We start from the raw sequence: 16,921 nt of genomic DNA on the forward strand, positions 1-16,921 counted from the left end.
GCTTGACCAGATAATCGGCAGCGCCCGCCTGTATCGCATCCACGGCAGTGTCGACGGCCGAATGCGCAGTGACGATCACCACACGCATCCACGGCGCTTGAATGCGCATCTGCGCCAGTACGTCGAGGCCGTTGTCTTCGCCCAAGCGTAAATCGAGGAAGCACAGGTCGAAGACCTGACGTTGCAACAACGCGTCAGCCTGGGCCGCGCTGTTGGCGGTGGCGACCGTATAGCCTTCATCTTCGAGGCAATAACGGAAGGTACGCAGGATGGCGGATTCGTCGTCCACCAGCAGAATGCGGCCTTGATGCTCAGTGGCAGATTCCATTTTTCCTACGCTCCATAGTGATTGGTCTTGGGTTAGTCCCGGAAAAATCGGGCAAGTTGCATGGTTGATTCTGAACGATGCCAGCCATGGGAGGGTAGCTCTCTCCTGCCATTACGGCCAAGTTGTTGGTTTTGTTGGTTTTTTAAACAATCACCGAATTGCAGAGCCTTCCCTGCATACATTTCTGACATCTGCGCCCTGCTCTCAATTCCATAAGAATGAATTCTCCTACGAAAAAATCGTGCATTGCGCACGATCCCAGATGGCCCATCGTGCAGGATGCGTCGTTATCGCTTTTCAACACAGTTTTAACTTGTTGATTTCATTGAATATTTTTCAATTAAAAAACTGGCATGCAGGCTGCAATACCTCACTCAGCCCGGGCAGAACATGAACTGCCCCAACCGAATAAGAGTGAGGAACCCAGGATGACTCGCCAACGTGCCGCCCAAGTGCGTATCTCGCCACTGCACATCCAGCAAGGTCTGTTTGGCGTTTTGGCGCTGTTAATCACCCTGATCGCCTGCCAGCAATACCTGCGCTGGGAAAACAGCCAGCAGGTTGAGCCGTTGATCTCGATCCAGCACAACACGCAAACACACTTCAGCGCCGTCAGCAGCAGCCAGGCCGAAAGCGCTTCGATGCGCATGATGGACGTCGATCAGGCGCAGCCGCTGGATCAATTGCCACGTGAAGAGCGTTGGGTTTTCTGACTGATTGAATGAATTCGGGCGCGCAGCGCCAGAACACGCAACACCCCTAAATAGAGAAGTAAGGAGAATCACCATGTTGAGCTGGGCAATTACATTCTTGATCATTGCCATCATCGCTGCAGTACTGGGCTTCGGTGGTATCGCGGGCACCGCCACGGGTATCGCCAAGATTCTCTTTGTCGTGTTCCTGGTGATGTTCATCGCTTCCTTCTTCTTTGGCCGTCGCGGCCGAGGTTAACGATGAGTGCGTTAAAGACACTGGCAGCCGCCCTGCTTCTGGGCGGTAGTGCCATGGCGATGGCGGCCAATGACGGTCAGACGCGAGTCAACGAACTGTTGAGTTCCGACCCGCAATACCGGGAAACCTGGGAAGGCGTGGTGAAGAAGGAAGAACGCCTGCCGGAATGGGTGATGAACCTCTCCGGCACGCCTGACCAACAGATGAATGCCGTCACTGAAGATGGCGACAAGTATCTGGTCGGACCGCTCTGCGAATCCGCAGACAAATGCCTGAACCATCGCTTGATCGTCGCGTTCAGTTACGACAAGAAAGACGCTTACGCCATGCTCGTCGATGTGCCTGAAGGATTGCCGGCCGACAAGTCGCCAACGCGACATGCCACCTACCGCTTCCTCGGCAAACCCGATCAGGGCATGCAGGATCTGTTGATGGAAACCCTGAAGAAAGATCCGAAGTGGTATTGATTTGAACATGAGGGCAGCGCCCTGCTGCCCTCCATTGCGCCCACCTGAGGAAGGCAGGCGCATGACCAAGGGGCCGGGACGTTCTGACTGTTGCAGGGTCGGAGTGACCTACGGGTACAGGGAGTGCCTGCGCGAGGGCCGGGTCAGGGTAAAAGCTGCGCCGCAGGTTCGCCGACCCACAGCGGTTCGACGGACTTGCGCTGAGCTTTCAATCGAGCAAAACATTGATCCAGAGCGTCCAGCTCACCTTTTTTATCGCTGACACTGCGCGCGAAAACATTACGCGGTGTTTCACGGCGACCGTATATCGACAAAGAGACCGTTTAAACAATAGGACTTCTAGTCTTCCTGCGTAGGCTTTTTCCTAGATTTTTCGTCGATTTTTCTCGTTCAAAAAATAACCAACCCACGCTGTAATGACCGGTTCACGGCACTTATGCCGGCCGAAATGTCACAATCGAACCGGTTGGGACGCCAGTTTCATTTAAAAAAGCTCATGCCGATTCGGCATAGGGTAGGCGTTTACGGCATTAGACGGCGCAACCTTGCATCGGAATAGTTGCGCCTTTTTTCGCCTGCCGAAGAGCCGTAATTACGCAATTCGGGGCACCTTATACGGAGGCAGATGCACAGACTTTTCCGCCAAGAGCGTTCCAGTTCCTGCATGTGCCTGAGTCAAACGCAAGTAAGGGTAAAGATAATGAAGAAGGCAAAAATTAGCCTCGCCTGGCAGATCCTCATCGGTCTGGTTTTGGGTATTGCAATTGGTGCGTTGCTCAACCACTTCAGTGCCGAGAAGGCCTGGTGGATCAGCAACGTCCTGCAACCGGCAGGCGATATCTTTATCCGTCTGATCAAGATGATCGTGATCCCGATCGTCATCTCCTCCCTGATTGTCGGCATCGCCGGCGTGGGCGACGCCAAGAAGCTCGGGCGTATCGGCCTGAAGACGATCATCTATTTCGAAATCGTCACCACCATCGCCATCGTCGTCGGCCTGCTGCTGGCCAACCTGTTCCATCCGGGCGCGGGCATCGACATGAGCACCCTGGGCACGGTGGACATCTCCAAGTACCAGGCGACTGCCGCCGAAGTACAACATGAACATGCGTTCATCGAGACCATCCTCAACCTGATCCCGTCGAACATCTTCGCGGCCATGGCTCGCGGCGAAATGCTGCCGATCATCTTCTTCTCCGTGCTGTTCGGTCTCGGTCTGTCGAGCCTGCAGTCGGACCTGCGCGAGCCGCTGGTGAAGATGTTCCAGGGCGTTTCGGAAAGCATGTTCAAAGTCACCCACATGATCATGAACTATGCGCCGATCGGCGTATTCGCCCTGATCGCGGTGACCGTGGCCAACTTCGGCTTCGCATCGTTGGTGCCGCTGGCCAAACTGGTCATTCTGGTTTACTTCGCCATCGCCTTCTTCGCCTTCGTGGTGTTGGGCCTGATCGCCAAGATGTTCGGTTTCTCGGTGTTCAAGCTGATGCGCATCTTCAAGGATGAGCTGGTCCTGGCCTACTCCACCGCTTCTTCGGAAACCGTGCTGCCACGCGTGATCGAGAAGATGGAAGCCTACGGCGCGCCGAAAGCCATCTGCAGCTTCGTGGTGCCGACCGGTTACTCGTTCAACCTCGACGGTTCGACCCTGTACCAGTCAATCGCCGCGATCTTCATCGCTCAGCTGTACGGCATCGACCTGTCGATCAGCCAACAACTGCTGCTGGTGCTGACCCTGATGGTCACCTCCAAAGGCATCGCCGGTGTACCGGGCGTGTCCTTCGTGGTGCTGCTGGCGACCCTCGGCAGTGTTGGTATTCCGCTGGAAGGTCTGGCGTTCATCGCCGGTGTCGACCGCATCATGGACATGGCGCGAACTGCACTGAACGTGATTGGTAATGCCTTGGCGGTACTGGTTATCGCACGCTGGGAAGGCATGTACGACGATGCCAAGGGCCAGCGCTACTGGAACTCCCTGCCGCACTGGCGCAGCAAGGAAAAACTGCCAGCGGGCGAAATCTCGAAGAACTGATTGCTGAACCCTGTGGAGATTGGCTTTTCTGTGGGAGCGAGCCTGCTCGCGAAGGCGGAGTGTCATTAAGCACTGAAGTGACTGGCAGGACGCTTTCGCGAGCAGGCTCGCTCCCACAGGGGATGTGAGCCAAGCCACAAATGAGGCACACACAAACCCCGGAGAAATCCGGGGTTTGTCGTTTCTGGCGACCCCGCTATCATTCGCCGCATTCTTCGGGGGATTTGACTGATGCTTAATGGCCTGTGGCTTGGCTTCTTTATCGTCGCAGCCGTGTCGGCGTTGGCGCAGTGGCTGATCGGCGGCAACGCCGGGATCTTCGCGGCGATGGTGGAAAGCATTTTCGCCATGGCCAAGCTCTCGGTCGAAGTCATGGTGCTGCTGTTCGGCACCCTCACCCTGTGGCTGGGCTTTCTGCGCATCGCCGAGAAGGCCGGGATCGTCGAATGGCTGGCGAAAGTGCTCGGTCCGCTGTTTCTGCGGCTGATGCCGGAAGTCCCGGCCGGTCACCCTGCCCTTGGTCTGATCACCCTGAACTTCGCCGCCAACGGTCTGGGCCTCGACAACGCCGCGACGCCCATCGGCCTGAAAGCCATGAAGGCGCTGCAGGAGCTCAATCCCAGTGCCACCATCGCCAGCAATGCACAAATCCTCTTCCTGGTGCTCAACGCCTCCTCCCTGACGCTGCTGCCGGTGACGATCTTCATGTACCGCGCCCAGCAAGGCGCGCCGGACCCGACGCTGGTGTTCCTGCCGATTCTGCTGGCAACCAGTTGCTCGACGATTGTCGGTTTCCTCTCGGTGGCGTTCATGCAGCGGCTGCGAATCTGGGATCCGGTGGTGATGGCATATCTGATTCCCGGGGCGTTGATACTCGGTGGCTTCATGGCGCTGCTCGGCACGCTTTCGGCGACGGCTTTGGCGGGACTGTCGTCGATCCTCGGCAACCTCACGCTGTTCGGTCTGATCATGCTGTTCCTGCTGATCGGCGCGCTAAAGAAGGTCAAGGTCTACGAGGCGTTCGTTGAAGGCGCCAAAGAGGGCTTCGACGTCGCCAAGAATCTGCTGCCGTATCTGGTGGCGATGCTCTGTGCGGTGGGCGTGCTGCGTGCCTCTGGTGCCCTGGACTTTGGTCTGGACGGGATTCGCCATCTGGTCGAGTGGGCCGGTTGGGACACGCGGTTTGTCGATGCCTTGCCAACGGCAATGGTCAAACCGTTTTCCGGCAGCGCGGCAAGGGCGATGTTGATCGAAACGATGCAGACCTCGGGCGTCGACAGCTTCCCGGCGCTGGTCGCGGCGACGGTGCAGGGCAGTACCGAAACGACGTTCTATGTGTTGGCGGTGTATTTCGGCGCGGTGGGGATTCAGCGCGCGCGGCATGCGGTGGGGTGTGCGTTGTTGGCGGAGTTCGCTGGTGTGGTGGGCGCCATTGCCGTCTGCTACTGGTTCTTCGGCTAACCAAATATCCAAACTGTAGGAGTGAGCCTGCTCGCGATAGCGGTTTATCAATCGCCATCATCGGTGACTGATACACCGCTATCGCGAGCAGGCTCACTCCTACAGGGGTTGTGTGTTGGGTTTAAGGTTTTGGGGGGGCCAGTTTCTGGCCTTGGTCGACAGCCCAAGCGACGACTTTGGCGGTCAGGCGATCACTGGCCTGGCCAAAGCCTGCGACCACTGCCGGCACCTGCACATCACTCAACGGCTGGCGCTCTTCAAACCGGCGACTGGCCAGAATCCGCTGGTCATAACCACGCACGAGCAACGCATCAACCCGCACCACGACGCTGGCCTGCGAACCCTGATACTCGGTCTGAAACGCCTGCAAACTCCCGCCCAATTCCAGATCCGCGGCAAAGTTGCTGTCATCGGTACTGAGCAACGTCACCCGGCCATCACGCGCAAACCCGTCGAGCAAGCGATTACGCACCAGCACCGGCGCCGGATCGCTCCAGCGCGAACCCTTGTAGCTGCTGATCACGTCACCCTGCGGAATCACCGCAATCGTCGGCCGGTTCAATGCCTCACTGGCCTGCAACTTGTTCAGTCGCAACGACCAATGCTGCGTTGCCACCGAGCTGGCCGAGGCGGGCGCCTGTGCGATTGGCAGGCGATAGACGTCCGACGGCTCGGACTTGGGCAGAATCGAACAGGCGCTGATCAGCGTGAAGCCGGCGAGAAGGGCAAGTCGAGTCAGCTTCATGGTGTGAATTCCTTGTTCTTGTCACGGCCCAGCAAGTAGCCGCTGGGGTTGGCCTCAAGGCGTTGCGAGATGGCCCGCAGCGAGGTCAGCGTCTCACGCAGTTCGCGGATCGCCGGGGCCAGGCCATTGAGGCCCTGCATGCCGTTATCGAGGGAGTTTTCGTTTTTGCTGAGCAAGGTGCTGATGGTGGTCGTGCTTTGCTCCAGCGACTTCATCGCCTGCTCGGCGCTGCCCAGTGCCTGTTTGCCCTGGTCGTTGATCAGGCCGTTGGCGTTGCGCATCAGCAGTGAGGTCTGTTCGAGCATGCTGCCGGCCTGTTTGCCGACGGTCGCCAGTTGCTGCATGGCCTGTTTGATGTCGCCGCGTTGATCGTTGATCGTCCCGGTGGTTTGCTCCAGATGCGCGAGCGTTTTGCTGACGCGCTCGACGTTCTCGGCAGAGAACATCTGGTTGGCGTTCTGCAGCAGCGCAGTGATGCCGGTCATCAAATCGTTGGAGTCATTGAGCAAGCGCGAAATAGGCGAGGGCGAGGCGACGATGGTCGGCAGATTACCGTCATGCCCGCGCAGTTTCGGGCTCTCGGGCGTACCACCGCTGAGCTGGATGATCGAAGTGCCGGTGATCCCGGCCAGTGCCAGTTTGGCCTGGGTGTCTTCCTTGACCGGCGTATCACCGGCCAGACGAATCCGCGCCAGCACCCGCCGTGGGTCCTTTGGATCAAGGCGCAGGTTGATCACATCGCCGACCTTGATCCCGCTGTACTGCACCGGGCTGCCCTTGGACAAACCGCTGACCGCTTCGCTGAAGACAATCTCGTAATCCTTGAACTCGGTGTCGACGCTGGACTTGGCCAGGAACAGACCGAAGAGCAGGGCACCTGCCACCACGATCACGGTGAACAAGCCGATCAACACATGATGCGCTCGGGTTTCCATGTCAGACCTCGTTAAGCAATTTGGCGGCGTCCAGCGCCGAGCGGCCGCGCGGGCCGTGGAAGTATTCGTGAATCCACGCGTCGTCGGTTTCCGAGACCACGTCGATGGGACCGGCGACCAGCACTTTTTTCTGCGCCAGCACCGCCACGCGGTCGGTGATGGTGTAGAGCGTGTCGAGGTCGTGGGTCACCAGAAACACGCTAAGGCCGAGTGCATCGCGCAGGGTCAGGATCAATTGATCGAATTGCGCCGCGCCAATCGGATCGAGGCCGGCAGTAGGTTCGTCGAGAAACAGTATGTCCGGATCCAGCGCCAGGGCCCGGGCCAGCGCGGCGCGTTTGATCATGCCGCCAGAGAGCGACGCCGGGTATTTGTCCGCCGCTGACAGTGGTAATCCGGCCAGCGCCAGCTTCACTGCCGCCAGGTGCTCGGCGTCGTTGCGGCTGAGGCCGGCGTGCTCGATGAGGGGCAGGGCGACGTTCTCGGTGACGGTCAGCGAGGAGAACAGCGCGCCTTTCTGGAACAGCACGCCGAAGCGCCGTTCGACCAGCGAGCGTTCGTGTTCGGACAGGCTCGGCAGGTTCTTGCCGAACACTTTGACCATGCCTTCGCTGGGCCGGCGCAGTCCGACAATGCTGCGCAACAGCACTGATTTGCCACTGCCGGAACCGCCGACCACGGCGAGAATCTCGCCTTTGTACAAATCCAGATCGAGGTTCTCGTGCACGCTCTGGCTGCCGAAGCGATTGCACAGGCCACGGACTTCGATCACCGCCTCCGAGGGCGCGCGGGGTAGACGACTCACCAGCCCATCTCCATGAAGAACAGAGCGGCCACCGCGTCGAGCACGATCACCACGAAAATCGACTGCACCACGGCAGACGTGGTGTGGGCACCGACCGACTCGGCACTGCCGCTGACCTTGAAGCCTTCCAGGCAACCAATCGCGGCAATGATGAAGGCGAAGATCGGTGCCTTCACCAAGCCGACCAGGAAATGCTGCACGCCGATGTCCGACTGCAACAGCGTCAGGAACATCGCCGGCGAGATATCCAGCGATACCGCACACACCACGCCGCCGCCAATGATCCCGCAGAGCATCGCAAGAAACGTCAGCATCGGCAGCGCCACCAGCATCGCCAGCACACGCGGCACCACCAGCAGCTCCATCGGGTCGAGGCCGAGGGTGCGAATCGCGTCGATTTCTTCGTTGGCCTTCATCGAGCCGATCTGCGCGGTAAAGGCACTGGCGGTGCGGCCGGCCATCAGGATCGCCGTGAGCAGCACACCGAATTCACGCAGAAACGAGAAGCCCACCAGGTCCACGGTAAAAATCGTTGCACCGAAACTGGCCAGCACCGTCGCGCCGAGAAACGCCACCACCGCGCCGACCAGAAAGGTCAGCAATGCCACGATCGGCGCGGCGTCGAGGCCGGTTTGCTCAATGTGCGCGATCATCGGGGTGATGCGCCAGCGCTTGGGCCGAAACAGGTTGCGAGCGATGGTTTCCATAATCAGGCCGACGAAACCGAGCAGTTGCAAGGTGTCTTGCCAGACCGTGTCGACGGCGCGACCGATGCGCGTCAGCAACTGCACGCTGACGCTGATTTCCGGCTCTTTGATCGGCACGCAGAAGTCGGTCATCGAGCAATACACGGTTTGCAGCAGCGCGCGGTCGGCGGAAGTCAGGGTGCAATCGGGGTGTTCGGCGGACTTGCCGAGGCGCTCGGAACCGAGCAGTTCGACCAGCAACGAAGCGCCAGCGGTGTCGAGGGCGCCGAGGCTGTTGAGGTCGATCGGGGTGTTGGCGTCGTACTGGCCGTGGAGCTTTTCGCTCAGTTGCTTGAGCTCGGCGTAATGGGCAAGCGTCCAGTCCCCCGTGACCCGCAGGCGGGCAGGGCTGATAGACGTGTCCAGTTGGGCATTACCGCTGATCGAGCTGCTGGTCATAAGCTCCGTGCTTGTTCGTCTGCTAAGCGAACTAACGTAATAGCACGAACCGGATTACTTTTCTTTGATCGCTGTGCTGTCCGTGACTTCGAAGCGCAGCACGCCGATCACCTGGCCATCCTCGGTCAGCACGCGCACTTGCCACTTGCCGGCCGGACTGCCAGGGAAATTCTGCTTGTGCGTCCACGCCCGATAGCCTTCCTTGCGCCCGCCATGGATATCGAGAGCGATGCGGTCAACCTCTTTGCCGTTGAACTGCCAGACGTGATAAATCCGCTCATCGAGCCCGCGCGGCGCGTTGATTGCGGTGTAGGCGTAAAGCCCGCCGTTGCGGATCTGTTCGGCGCTGACTTCATCAAGGCTGGCACCGGGGGTGCGATCCTGCATTTGCGTGCTGATTGCCACGTCGGTCATCCACAGCGTCGCCGGCGGCACCCACGAACGCAGGGTCCAGCCGACAGCACCGATACCGACGGTGATGCACAGAATCGCCAGCGCATTGCGCACCGTGCGGATCGGGAAGATCGACGCCAGGCTCGGGAACGACAGCAGCACGGCAATGCCCAGCGCCCACTTGAAGCTCTGCGCCGTGGTCAGGTGCATGATCACCGGCAACGCGGTGAGCAGGGCGGCGAACAGGGTCAGGGTGTGCAACGCGAGAAACGCCCAGCGCCGTGGCGCCAGCCATTTGTAATAGAGCGGATCGACGATGGAAATCAGTGCGGCGACGCTGAGCAGGCCGGTGAAGAACAACTGGCCGCTGTTCCACGTCGTGGTGATGAAGAAGAACGGCAGAACGAAAAACAGGCTTTCCTGGTGGATCATCTGCGTTGCGTAACGCAGCAGCGGCTGGGGAATCTCGCGTTTGAACACGCGGGTGAAGAGGCCGGTGAGGGTGTTTTCCAGCATCAGCCAGATCCAGCTGAGCAGCATGATCACGGTGATCCAGCTCGCCAGCCCTTGCTGACGATCGACCATGATGAAACTGCCGACCCCGGAAATGAAACCGCCGAGCGCAATGACCCCAGGATAGCGCTTCATCAGTTCGAGGATGCGCTGGATCAGAAGCTGTATTTTCGGCATTTGGGTGGTTCACGACTGGATAGGAAAAAACCTCGACAGAGTAGCGCCCGCCGGGCGTTGTGGCGAGGCTGCCTGTCAGTAAATTCACCACCTCACCCTGTGGGAGCGAGCTTGCTCGCGAAGGCGGCGGGGCAGTCACCACATTCGTTGAATGACACACCGCTTTCGCGAGCAAGCTCGCTCCCACAGGGTCAGTGTTCGGCGGGGTTGCGGCGGCGGTGCAGGCGCCAGCCGATCAGGATCAGTAGCAACACACCTAACCCACCCGCGCTCAACCACAACACCTGATCATCACTGATCAACGGCTTCTCGATCCGCAAATACCCCGGTTGCAACAGCAACTCACGCATGGCCTTGTTCGCCGCTTCCAGCGTCACGCCCTGCAGTTCGCGCGCCGGGTTGGCGAAGCGGCCATCCTCGTAATCGCCGAGGGCGCTCCAGTAATAATCCGCCATCGCGCTGTTGCCCTGCACCGCCCACGCCTGATGGGCGATTGAAGCCTGTTTGATCCGCGCGAACGTGTCCGGGTCGAGGCCGTTTTTCAGCAGATCGGCCTTGAGGTCTTCCAGCACTTGTATGGCTTCGTCGACATCATCACGATCCAGGTCGGCGTTGAGGCTCATGAAACCGACGCCGCCAAACACCTCGCGCTCAGCCCATGGCCCGTACGACAAGCCGTGATTGAGGCGGATCTGCCGGTACAGCGCCCAGTCGAGGTAATCCTTGAGAATGTCGAAGGTCTGGTCGTACTGATCGTCGATCACCGGTTCCGGCACCAACCAGTGCAGCTTGGCACTGTCGCCGATAAAACCACGGGTGAGGGTGCGCGCATGGGCAGCACGGGTGCTGATGTCCGGCAGCGCACGATGCTCGCTCGGCTCGACCGCGTCGAGCGCGCCCCAGGTGCGCTCCAGATAAGCCGGCAACAGTTTGTCGAGTTCGCCGACGACGATCAGGGTCATGTTGTTCGGCGCGTACCAGGCCTTGCGCACCTTCTCCAACTGTTCCTGAGTCAGGTGACCGACTTCGGCGCGCTGCGGGCACTTCAGGCCCAGTTCGACGGCGAGTTGATTGCTCGCGGTGTGGCCGAGATCCTGGCGGTCGAGAAAGCGTTGCAGACGGGTGTAATGGCCGCCGTCCTCGCGCTCGACCACACGTTTGGCGGCGTTGATCGCGTTGTCGTCGATGCGGGTTTGCGTGAGCAGAGCGAGCAGCAGGTCGAGCACTTTGCGCTGGTTTTTCGCCGGGGCTTCGATGACGAACGTGGTGTCAGCGTTGCTGGTGAAGGCATTCCAGTCACCGCCCAGCGCTTGCATGCGCTCCTCCAGCCCCCCTTCGCCCGTGGCGTCGATGCCGCTGAACAGCAGGTGTTCGAGCAGGTGCGGCAACTCTTTCTCATCGCAATCGAAATCATCGAGACCGACGCCGACCACCAGCCGGATCGCCACGTGACCGCGCTCGGTGCCGGGTTTGAGCAGCAACTGCAAACCGTTGGGCAACGCATAGCCTTCAACCTGAAAACGATCCAGGGCAAAGGCGGGCAGGGAACCGAGCAACAGACAGGCGAACAACAGGCAACGCATAACAGGCTTCCGTACGGCTGATTTGGAGATCCGTGTCGTCAGTCAGGGCCCCATCGCGAGCAGGCTCACTCCTACATTTGGAATGCGTCCCCCTGTAGGAGTGAGCCTGCTCGCGATAGCGGCCTGAAGGCTGAATCAATGTAACTGACTAAACCCAGCCCCAGACGTTCAAGGCGAATGCGTAATGTCGGCAATATCATCCGCGCCCAGCGCCCCGGTATCCGCCGTTTCCAGCACCACATACGCACTGCCGCAAAACAGCGAATTGAGCCGCTTCATGTCGGCAATCAACTCCAGATGCAGCGAACTGGTCTCGATACTCTGCACGATCTTGCGTTGCAAACGGCTGACATGCGCATGGGCCAGACGGCGCTCCTGGGCGCGGAAACGGCGTTTCTCGCGGAGCAACTGCCGGGCACTTTCGCGGTCGCCGCTGAGAAACACCGAGAGGCCCAGGCGCAGGTTAGAGATCAGTTGCTGCTGCAATCCGGCCAGATCTTCCAGACCTTCTTCGGAAAACGAGCGGCGCTGCGAAGTCTTCTGCTGCTGGATCTTGCGCAGCATGCGTTCGATCAGGTCGGCGGCCAGCTTCAGGTTGATCGCCAGCTCGATGATTTCGGCCCAGCGCCGACTGTCCTGTTCGCCGAGGTCTTCGCGGGGCATCTGCGCCAGGTAAAGCTTGATCGCGCTGTACAAGGATTCGATGTCGTCGGTCAGCCGACGTATTTCCTGGGTGACAGCGGTCTGCTTGCCGCGCAGTACGTCAAGGGTGGCGTCGAGCATGTTCTCCAGCAGATCGCCCATGCGCAAGGTTTCCCGTGCGGCGTTGGCCAGGGCCAGGCTCGGCGTGACCAGCGCGGTGGCATCGAGGTGCCGTGGTTTGGCGGTGCCGTTGACCTCCGGCCGCTCGGGCAGCAGCCACGCGCAGAGTCGCGCCATCGGCCCCACCGACGGCAGCAGAATCAGGCAGCGCGCGGTGTTGTAGAGCAGGTGGAAGCCGATGACCATTTCCTGCGGGCTGAAATCGAGGCTGTCGATCCAGTGCACCAGCGGGTCAAGTACCGGGATGATCAGCAGCAGGCCGATCAGTTTGTACAACAGGCTGCCCAGCGCCACTTGCCGGCCAGCGGCGTTCTGCATGCTGGTGCTCATGAAGGCAAGAATGCCGCTGCCGATGTTGGCGCCAATCACCAGACCAATCGCCACCGGCAGGCTGATCACACTGGCGCCGGCGAGCGTCGCGGTGAGCAGCACGGCGGCGAGGCTGGAGTAGGAAATCATCGCGAACAACGCGCCAACCAAGGCGTCGAGGAGGAGGTCGCCGGTCAGCGAAGCGAAAATCACTTTCACGCCTTGAGCGTGGGTGATCGGCGCGGCAGCTTCGACGATCAATTGCAGCGCGAGAATGATCAGCCCCAGACCGATGGACACCCGGCCCATCTGCCCGAGCCGCGTCTGTTTGCGCGACAGAAAGAAAATCACCCCGAGAAAAATCAGCAGCGGCGACAGCCACGACAGATCAAACGTCAGCACCCGCGCCATCAGCGCGGTACCGACGTCGGCGCCGAGCATGGTCGCCAGCGCCGGGGTCAGCGCCATCAGGCCCTGGCCGACGAAGGAAGTGACGAGCATGGCGGTAGCGTTGCTGCTCTGCACCATCGCGGTGACGACGATGCCGGCGACAAAGGCCAGCCAGCGCTTGGACATGTTCTGGCCAATCACATGGCGCAGGTTGGTGCCGTACACCCGCAGGATGCCGGTTCGGACGATGTGCGTGCCCCAGATCAGCAGGGCAACGGCGGAAAGCAGATTGAGCAGGGTGAGCATGCAGACCCCCTGTAATAGCAGTGCCTCAGAGAGGCAAGTTGACGGTACCGCGCGGTTTCTACGTTTTTGATACTTAAGCTGTAGTTGGCTAACGGACTGGGCGCCAGCATTGCACAGCTAAAGTGTGGATTGAAACAAAAGTGTCATGAAAAGCGCTTCATACACCCACCTGAATCCACCACAAACAAATGTAGGAGTGAGCCTGCTCGCGATAGGGCCATCAGCCTCAACATTGATGTTGACTGACAGACCGCTATCGCGAGCAGGCTCACTCCTACAAGGGGTGTTGCCTGAAGACTACCGGGTTACTGGCCCGGGATGTCCTTGCGCAGTTTCACCGGGTCTTGCTGCTGTTTTTTCTTGGCCATCGCGCCGCGCAGCTTGATGTTGATCGCTTCCACCGCCAGCGAGAACGCCATGGCGAAGTAGACGTAGCCTTTCGGTACATGCACGTCGAACGACTCGGCAATCAGCACGGTACCGACCACCAGCAGGAACGACAGCGCCAGCATTTTCAGCGACGGGTGCTTGTCGATGAATTCGCTGATCTTGCCCGAGGCCAGCATCATCACCAGCACGGCCACGACAATCGCCGCGACCATCACCGGCACGTGAGAAACCATGCCGACAGCGGTGATCACCGAATCCAGCGAGAAGACGATGTCGATGATCGCGATCTGGATGATGGTGTAAAGGAAGTTGCCACCTTTGCCGCCAGGCGTGTCGTCGCTTTCGTCCTCGCCTTCCAGCGCGTGGTACATCTCTTGCGAACTCTTCCACAGCAGGAACAGACCACCGAAGAACAGGATCAGGTCACGACCGGAGATGCCCTGGCCGAACACTTCGAACAGGTCGGCGGTGAGGCGCATGACCCAGGTGATCGACAGCAGCAACAGGATCCGGGTGATCATGGCCAGGCCAAGACCGAAGATCCGGGTGCGTTGCTGCATGTGTTTGGGCATGCGGCTGACCAGGATCGAAATCATGATGATGTTATCGATGCCCAGAACGATTTCCAGGGCGGTCAGGGTAAAGAAGGCAACCCAGATTTCGGGGTTGGTCAGCCAATCCATGTGTATTCCTTTGAGCGAGTGTTAAACCGAAAAAGGTCCGGGCTTCAAACCGCGAGGCCAGGATCCGAAACGGTGAGTCTTGGGCTTATAGAGTGCTGAACACCGGGAAAGTCCCCAACAGCAGTGCAGCAATCAGGATGCAGATACACACCAGGATCGCCCATTTCAGGGTGAAACGCTGGTGGTCACCAAAATCAATACCGGCCAGGGCCACCAACAGATAGGTCGATGGCACCAACGGGCTCAGCAAGTGGACGGGTTGACCGACGATCGAGGCACGGGCCATTTCCACTGCGGTAATCCCGTAGTGGCTGGCGGCTTCGGCCAACACCGGCAACACGCCATAGTAGAACGCATCGTTGGACATGAAGAAGGTGAACGGCATGCTCACCAGCGCCGTGATCACGGCCAGATACGGGCCGAGGAAATCCGGAATCACTGCCAACAGGCTCTTCGACATCGCATCAACCATGCCGGTGCCGCTCAGGATACCGGTGAAGATACCCGCCGCAAAGATCAGCCCGACCACTGCCAGCACGCTGCCGGCGTGAGCCGCGACGCGATCCTTCTGCATCTGCAGGCAAGGGTAGTTGACGATCATGGCAATACTGAACGCCACCATGAACAGCACCGGCAAAGGCAGCAGGCCAGCAATCAGGGTGCACATCAGGCCGAAGGTCAGCGCGCCGTTGAACCAGATCAGTTTTGGACGGCGGGCATCGGGGAATTGCGAGACGCTGATTTCGCTGTGGTCGATCTCGTCGCCGGCCAAGTGAAGTTCACCAAGGCGTGCTCGCTCACGTTTGCCGTAGAAGTAGGCGATAAGCAGGATCGCCACCACGCCGGCGGCCATGGCCGGAATCATCGGCACGAAGATATCCGACGGGTCGACATGCAACGCACTCGCCGCACGGGCAGTCGGGCCGCCCCACGGGGTCATGTTCATCACGCCACCGGCAAGGATGATCAGACCGGCCATGATCCGCGGGCTCATGCCGATGCGGCTGTACAGCGGCAGCATGGCGGCCACGCAGATCATGTAAGTGGTCGCGCCGTCACCGTCGAGGGAGACGACGAGCGCCAGTACGGCGGTGCCGACTGAAACCTTCAGCGGGTCACCCTTGACCAGTTTGAGGATCTTGCGCACGGCCGGGTCGAACAGGCCGGAGTCGATCATCAGGGCGAAATAGAGAATGGCGAACATCAGCATCACGCCAGTCGGCGCCAGCTTGGTAATGCCTTCGAGCATCATCGGGCCGATCTTCGGTGCAAAACCGCCGAACAGGGCGAAGACGATCGGGATGATGATCAGAGCGATCAGCGCGGACAGGCGCTTGGTCATGATCAGGAACATGAACGTGATGACCATGGCGAAGCCAAGGAAAGTCAGCATGGGAATACTCCAGGCGTAGCGCGGCGAGTTAAATGAGCAGATCGGACGGGATCAGCGCAGAACGGGAAGCACGAGACGTACGGGCGGAGTCAAAGCGAGGAGGCGGGTTGCAGAGGACATCAGAATCACCATTGTTGTTGTTAATTGGGCCGTTCGCGCGAGGTATCACACGCATTGGCCAACCGGTCTGTTGCCGGAAGTGGAGGCGATCCTAATCGCGGAAGCTTTCAGCTACCTTTCGCTGCAGAAAGCTTTGAATGAACGGTCAACCGGTCGTCGGATGCGAACTACAGTCAACAAACACGGGAAGGAGGGCGTTCGACATGAGCGAATTGCACAGCGGCGGTTGCCACTGCGGACACATTCGTTATCAGTTCAGTGGGGCGCTGCACGACATCGCCCACTGTCATTGCTCGATTTGCCGCAAAGTCAGCGGCGGGATTGTCACGACGTGGATCACCGTGCCGGCGGTGAGTTTTCAATGGCTGGCCGGTAAGCCGGCGCGTTATGACTCATCCGCCAGTTGCGCGCGGTACTTCTGTGCGCAGTGCGGCGCGCAACTGGCGTTGGTGACGCTGCTCAGTCCCGAGAGCATCGACGTGACCATCGCCACGCTGGATCACCCGGAACTGGCGCCGGCCGAACGACATATCTGGACCGACAGCCAATTGCCCTGGCTGCATCTGGACGAGCATCTGCCGAGCGAAATCGAAGAAACGCTTTGATCAAAAAACAGACAAATTCAGCGGCCTGATTGCGCCCATCCAGATCGCGTGCTCCGTATGGTCGAGCAAGTCATCACCAGTGTCCGGGTGCAAAAACACCACCAGGCCTTTGCGATTGAGCGCCAGCCACGGCAGCACATCAGCGACCCGTTCGGGGCCGAAGGCCAGTTGGCAACTCCAGTCCGGATGCGGCCCGACCGGGCGTTCGTGAACGCGGCCCATTTTCAGCGCAAACCGCTGCGCGGCCTGCTCGCACAAAGCCCGCGCCTGCTCGATGGTGCTGGCGTCGAAATAGACGTGGGCGTGATAACCCTTGATCGCTTGCATCGGAAAGCCTCTGAATCGGTTCGAACCCTCGGCGTTGCCCG

At 59.7% G+C, this 16,921-nt stretch carries 17 protein-coding genes; 6 read left to right on the top strand and 11 right to left on the bottom strand.

Annotated elements, in window-relative coordinates:
* Nucleotides 1-328 (bottom strand): response regulator (locus ACWR1S_RS14635; RefSeq protein ID WP_454564000.1); only part of this gene is annotated, 328 nt, incomplete at its 3' end.
* Nucleotides 329-756: 428 nt separating this feature from the next.
* On the opposite strand from ACWR1S_RS14635, the gene ACWR1S_RS14640 reads away from it, so the two are divergent.
* The 5 genes from ACWR1S_RS14640 (at nucleotide 757) to ACWR1S_RS14660 (ending at nucleotide 5,239) form a co-directional block, all read left to right on the top strand.
* A complete protein-coding gene (locus ACWR1S_RS14640; RefSeq protein WP_093429512.1) occupies nucleotides 757-1,041 on the top strand; it encodes a hypothetical protein in 285 nt (94 codons plus the stop codon).
* Nucleotides 1,042-1,114: 73 nt separating this feature from the next.
* On the top strand, nucleotides 1,115-1,279 hold the full coding sequence (locus ACWR1S_RS14645; RefSeq protein ID WP_003177151.1) for a DUF1328 domain-containing protein: 165 nt from the start codon (nucleotides 1,115-1,117) through the stop codon (nucleotides 1,277-1,279).
* 2 nt (nucleotides 1,280-1,281) lie between these two features.
* Entirely contained in the window at nucleotides 1,282-1,746 is a 465-nt protein-coding gene (locus tag ACWR1S_RS14650; RefSeq protein WP_454564001.1) for an inhibitor of vertebrate lysozyme family protein, read from the top strand.
* 700 nt (nucleotides 1,747-2,446) lie between these two features.
* The gene (gltP, locus tag ACWR1S_RS14655; protein WP_454564002.1) at nucleotides 2,447-3,778 is read left to right on the top strand and encodes a glutamate/aspartate:proton symporter GltP; all 1,332 of its coding nucleotides are present in this window, start codon (nucleotides 2,447-2,449) and stop codon (nucleotides 3,776-3,778) included.
* A gap of 231 nt (nucleotides 3,779-4,009) precedes the next feature.
* Complete coding sequence (locus ACWR1S_RS14660; RefSeq protein ID WP_454564003.1) at nucleotides 4,010-5,239, top strand: nucleoside recognition domain-containing protein; 1,230 nt, start codon at nucleotides 4,010-4,012, stop codon at nucleotides 5,237-5,239.
* 121 nt (nucleotides 5,240-5,360) lie between these two features.
* Here ACWR1S_RS14660 and ACWR1S_RS14665 read toward each other — a convergent pair whose 3' ends face one another.
* The 9 genes from ACWR1S_RS14665 to ACWR1S_RS14705 form a co-directional block, all read right to left on the bottom strand.
* Nucleotides 5,361-5,984, bottom strand: a complete 624-nt coding sequence (locus ACWR1S_RS14665) for an ABC-type transport auxiliary lipoprotein family protein (protein ID WP_454564004.1) — start codon at nucleotides 5,982-5,984, stop codon at nucleotides 5,361-5,363.
* Nucleotides 5,981-6,919, bottom strand: a complete 939-nt coding sequence (locus ACWR1S_RS14670) for an MlaD family protein (protein ID WP_016986431.1) — start codon at nucleotides 6,917-6,919, stop codon at nucleotides 5,981-5,983. The genes ACWR1S_RS14665 and ACWR1S_RS14670 overlap by 4 nt, the downstream gene beginning before the upstream one ends.
* 1 nt (nucleotide 6,920) lies before the next feature.
* On the bottom strand, nucleotides 6,921-7,724 hold the full coding sequence (locus ACWR1S_RS14675) for an ABC transporter ATP-binding protein (protein ID WP_007911797.1): 804 nt from the start codon (nucleotides 7,722-7,724) through the stop codon (nucleotides 6,921-6,923).
* Entirely contained in the window at nucleotides 7,721-8,869 is a 1,149-nt protein-coding gene (locus ACWR1S_RS14680; RefSeq protein ID WP_454564005.1) for an MlaE family lipid ABC transporter permease subunit, read from the bottom strand. Before ACWR1S_RS14680 ends, ACWR1S_RS14675 begins: the two co-directional genes overlap by 4 nt.
* A gap of 54 nt (nucleotides 8,870-8,923) precedes the next feature.
* Nucleotides 8,924-9,952 carry a DUF5924 family protein gene (locus tag ACWR1S_RS14685; protein WP_454564006.1) on the bottom strand — a complete coding sequence of 343 codons (1,029 nt, stop codon included), beginning with the start codon at nucleotides 9,950-9,952 and terminating at the stop codon, nucleotides 8,924-8,926.
* Nucleotides 9,953-10,143: 191 nt separating this feature from the next.
* A complete protein-coding gene (locus tag ACWR1S_RS14690; protein WP_454564007.1) occupies nucleotides 10,144-11,535 on the bottom strand; it encodes a M16 family metallopeptidase in 1,392 nt (463 codons plus the stop codon).
* A 168-nt stretch (nucleotides 11,536-11,703) separates the two neighbouring features.
* The gene (locus tag ACWR1S_RS14695) at nucleotides 11,704-13,362 is read right to left on the bottom strand and encodes a Na/Pi cotransporter family protein (RefSeq protein ID WP_454564008.1); all 1,659 of its coding nucleotides are present in this window, start codon (nucleotides 13,360-13,362) and stop codon (nucleotides 11,704-11,706) included.
* Nucleotides 13,363-13,667: 305 nt separating this feature from the next.
* A complete protein-coding gene (locus ACWR1S_RS14700; RefSeq protein ID WP_064116582.1) occupies nucleotides 13,668-14,435 on the bottom strand; it encodes a TerC family protein in 768 nt (255 codons plus the stop codon).
* 85 nt (nucleotides 14,436-14,520) lie between these two features.
* Complete coding sequence (locus ACWR1S_RS14705) at nucleotides 14,521-15,828, bottom strand: CitMHS family transporter (protein ID WP_034152221.1); 1,308 nt, start codon at nucleotides 15,826-15,828, stop codon at nucleotides 14,521-14,523.
* Between the two features lie 323 nt (nucleotides 15,829-16,151).
* Between ACWR1S_RS14705 and ACWR1S_RS14710 the strand changes: the two genes are divergently transcribed.
* Nucleotides 16,152-16,553 (top strand): GFA family protein, encoded by a 402-nt coding sequence (locus tag ACWR1S_RS14710; protein ID WP_454564009.1) that lies wholly within the window; start codon nucleotides 16,152-16,154, stop codon nucleotides 16,551-16,553.
* On the opposite strand, the gene ACWR1S_RS14715 is transcribed toward ACWR1S_RS14710, so the two are convergent.
* Nucleotides 16,554-16,880 (bottom strand): DOPA 4,5-dioxygenase family protein, encoded by a 327-nt coding sequence (locus ACWR1S_RS14715; RefSeq protein ID WP_454564010.1) that lies wholly within the window; start codon nucleotides 16,878-16,880, stop codon nucleotides 16,554-16,556.
* Between the last annotated feature and the right edge of the window lie 41 nt (nucleotides 16,881-16,921).

The sequence above is a fragment of the Pseudomonas sp. AIG genome, from assembly GCF_977020205.1.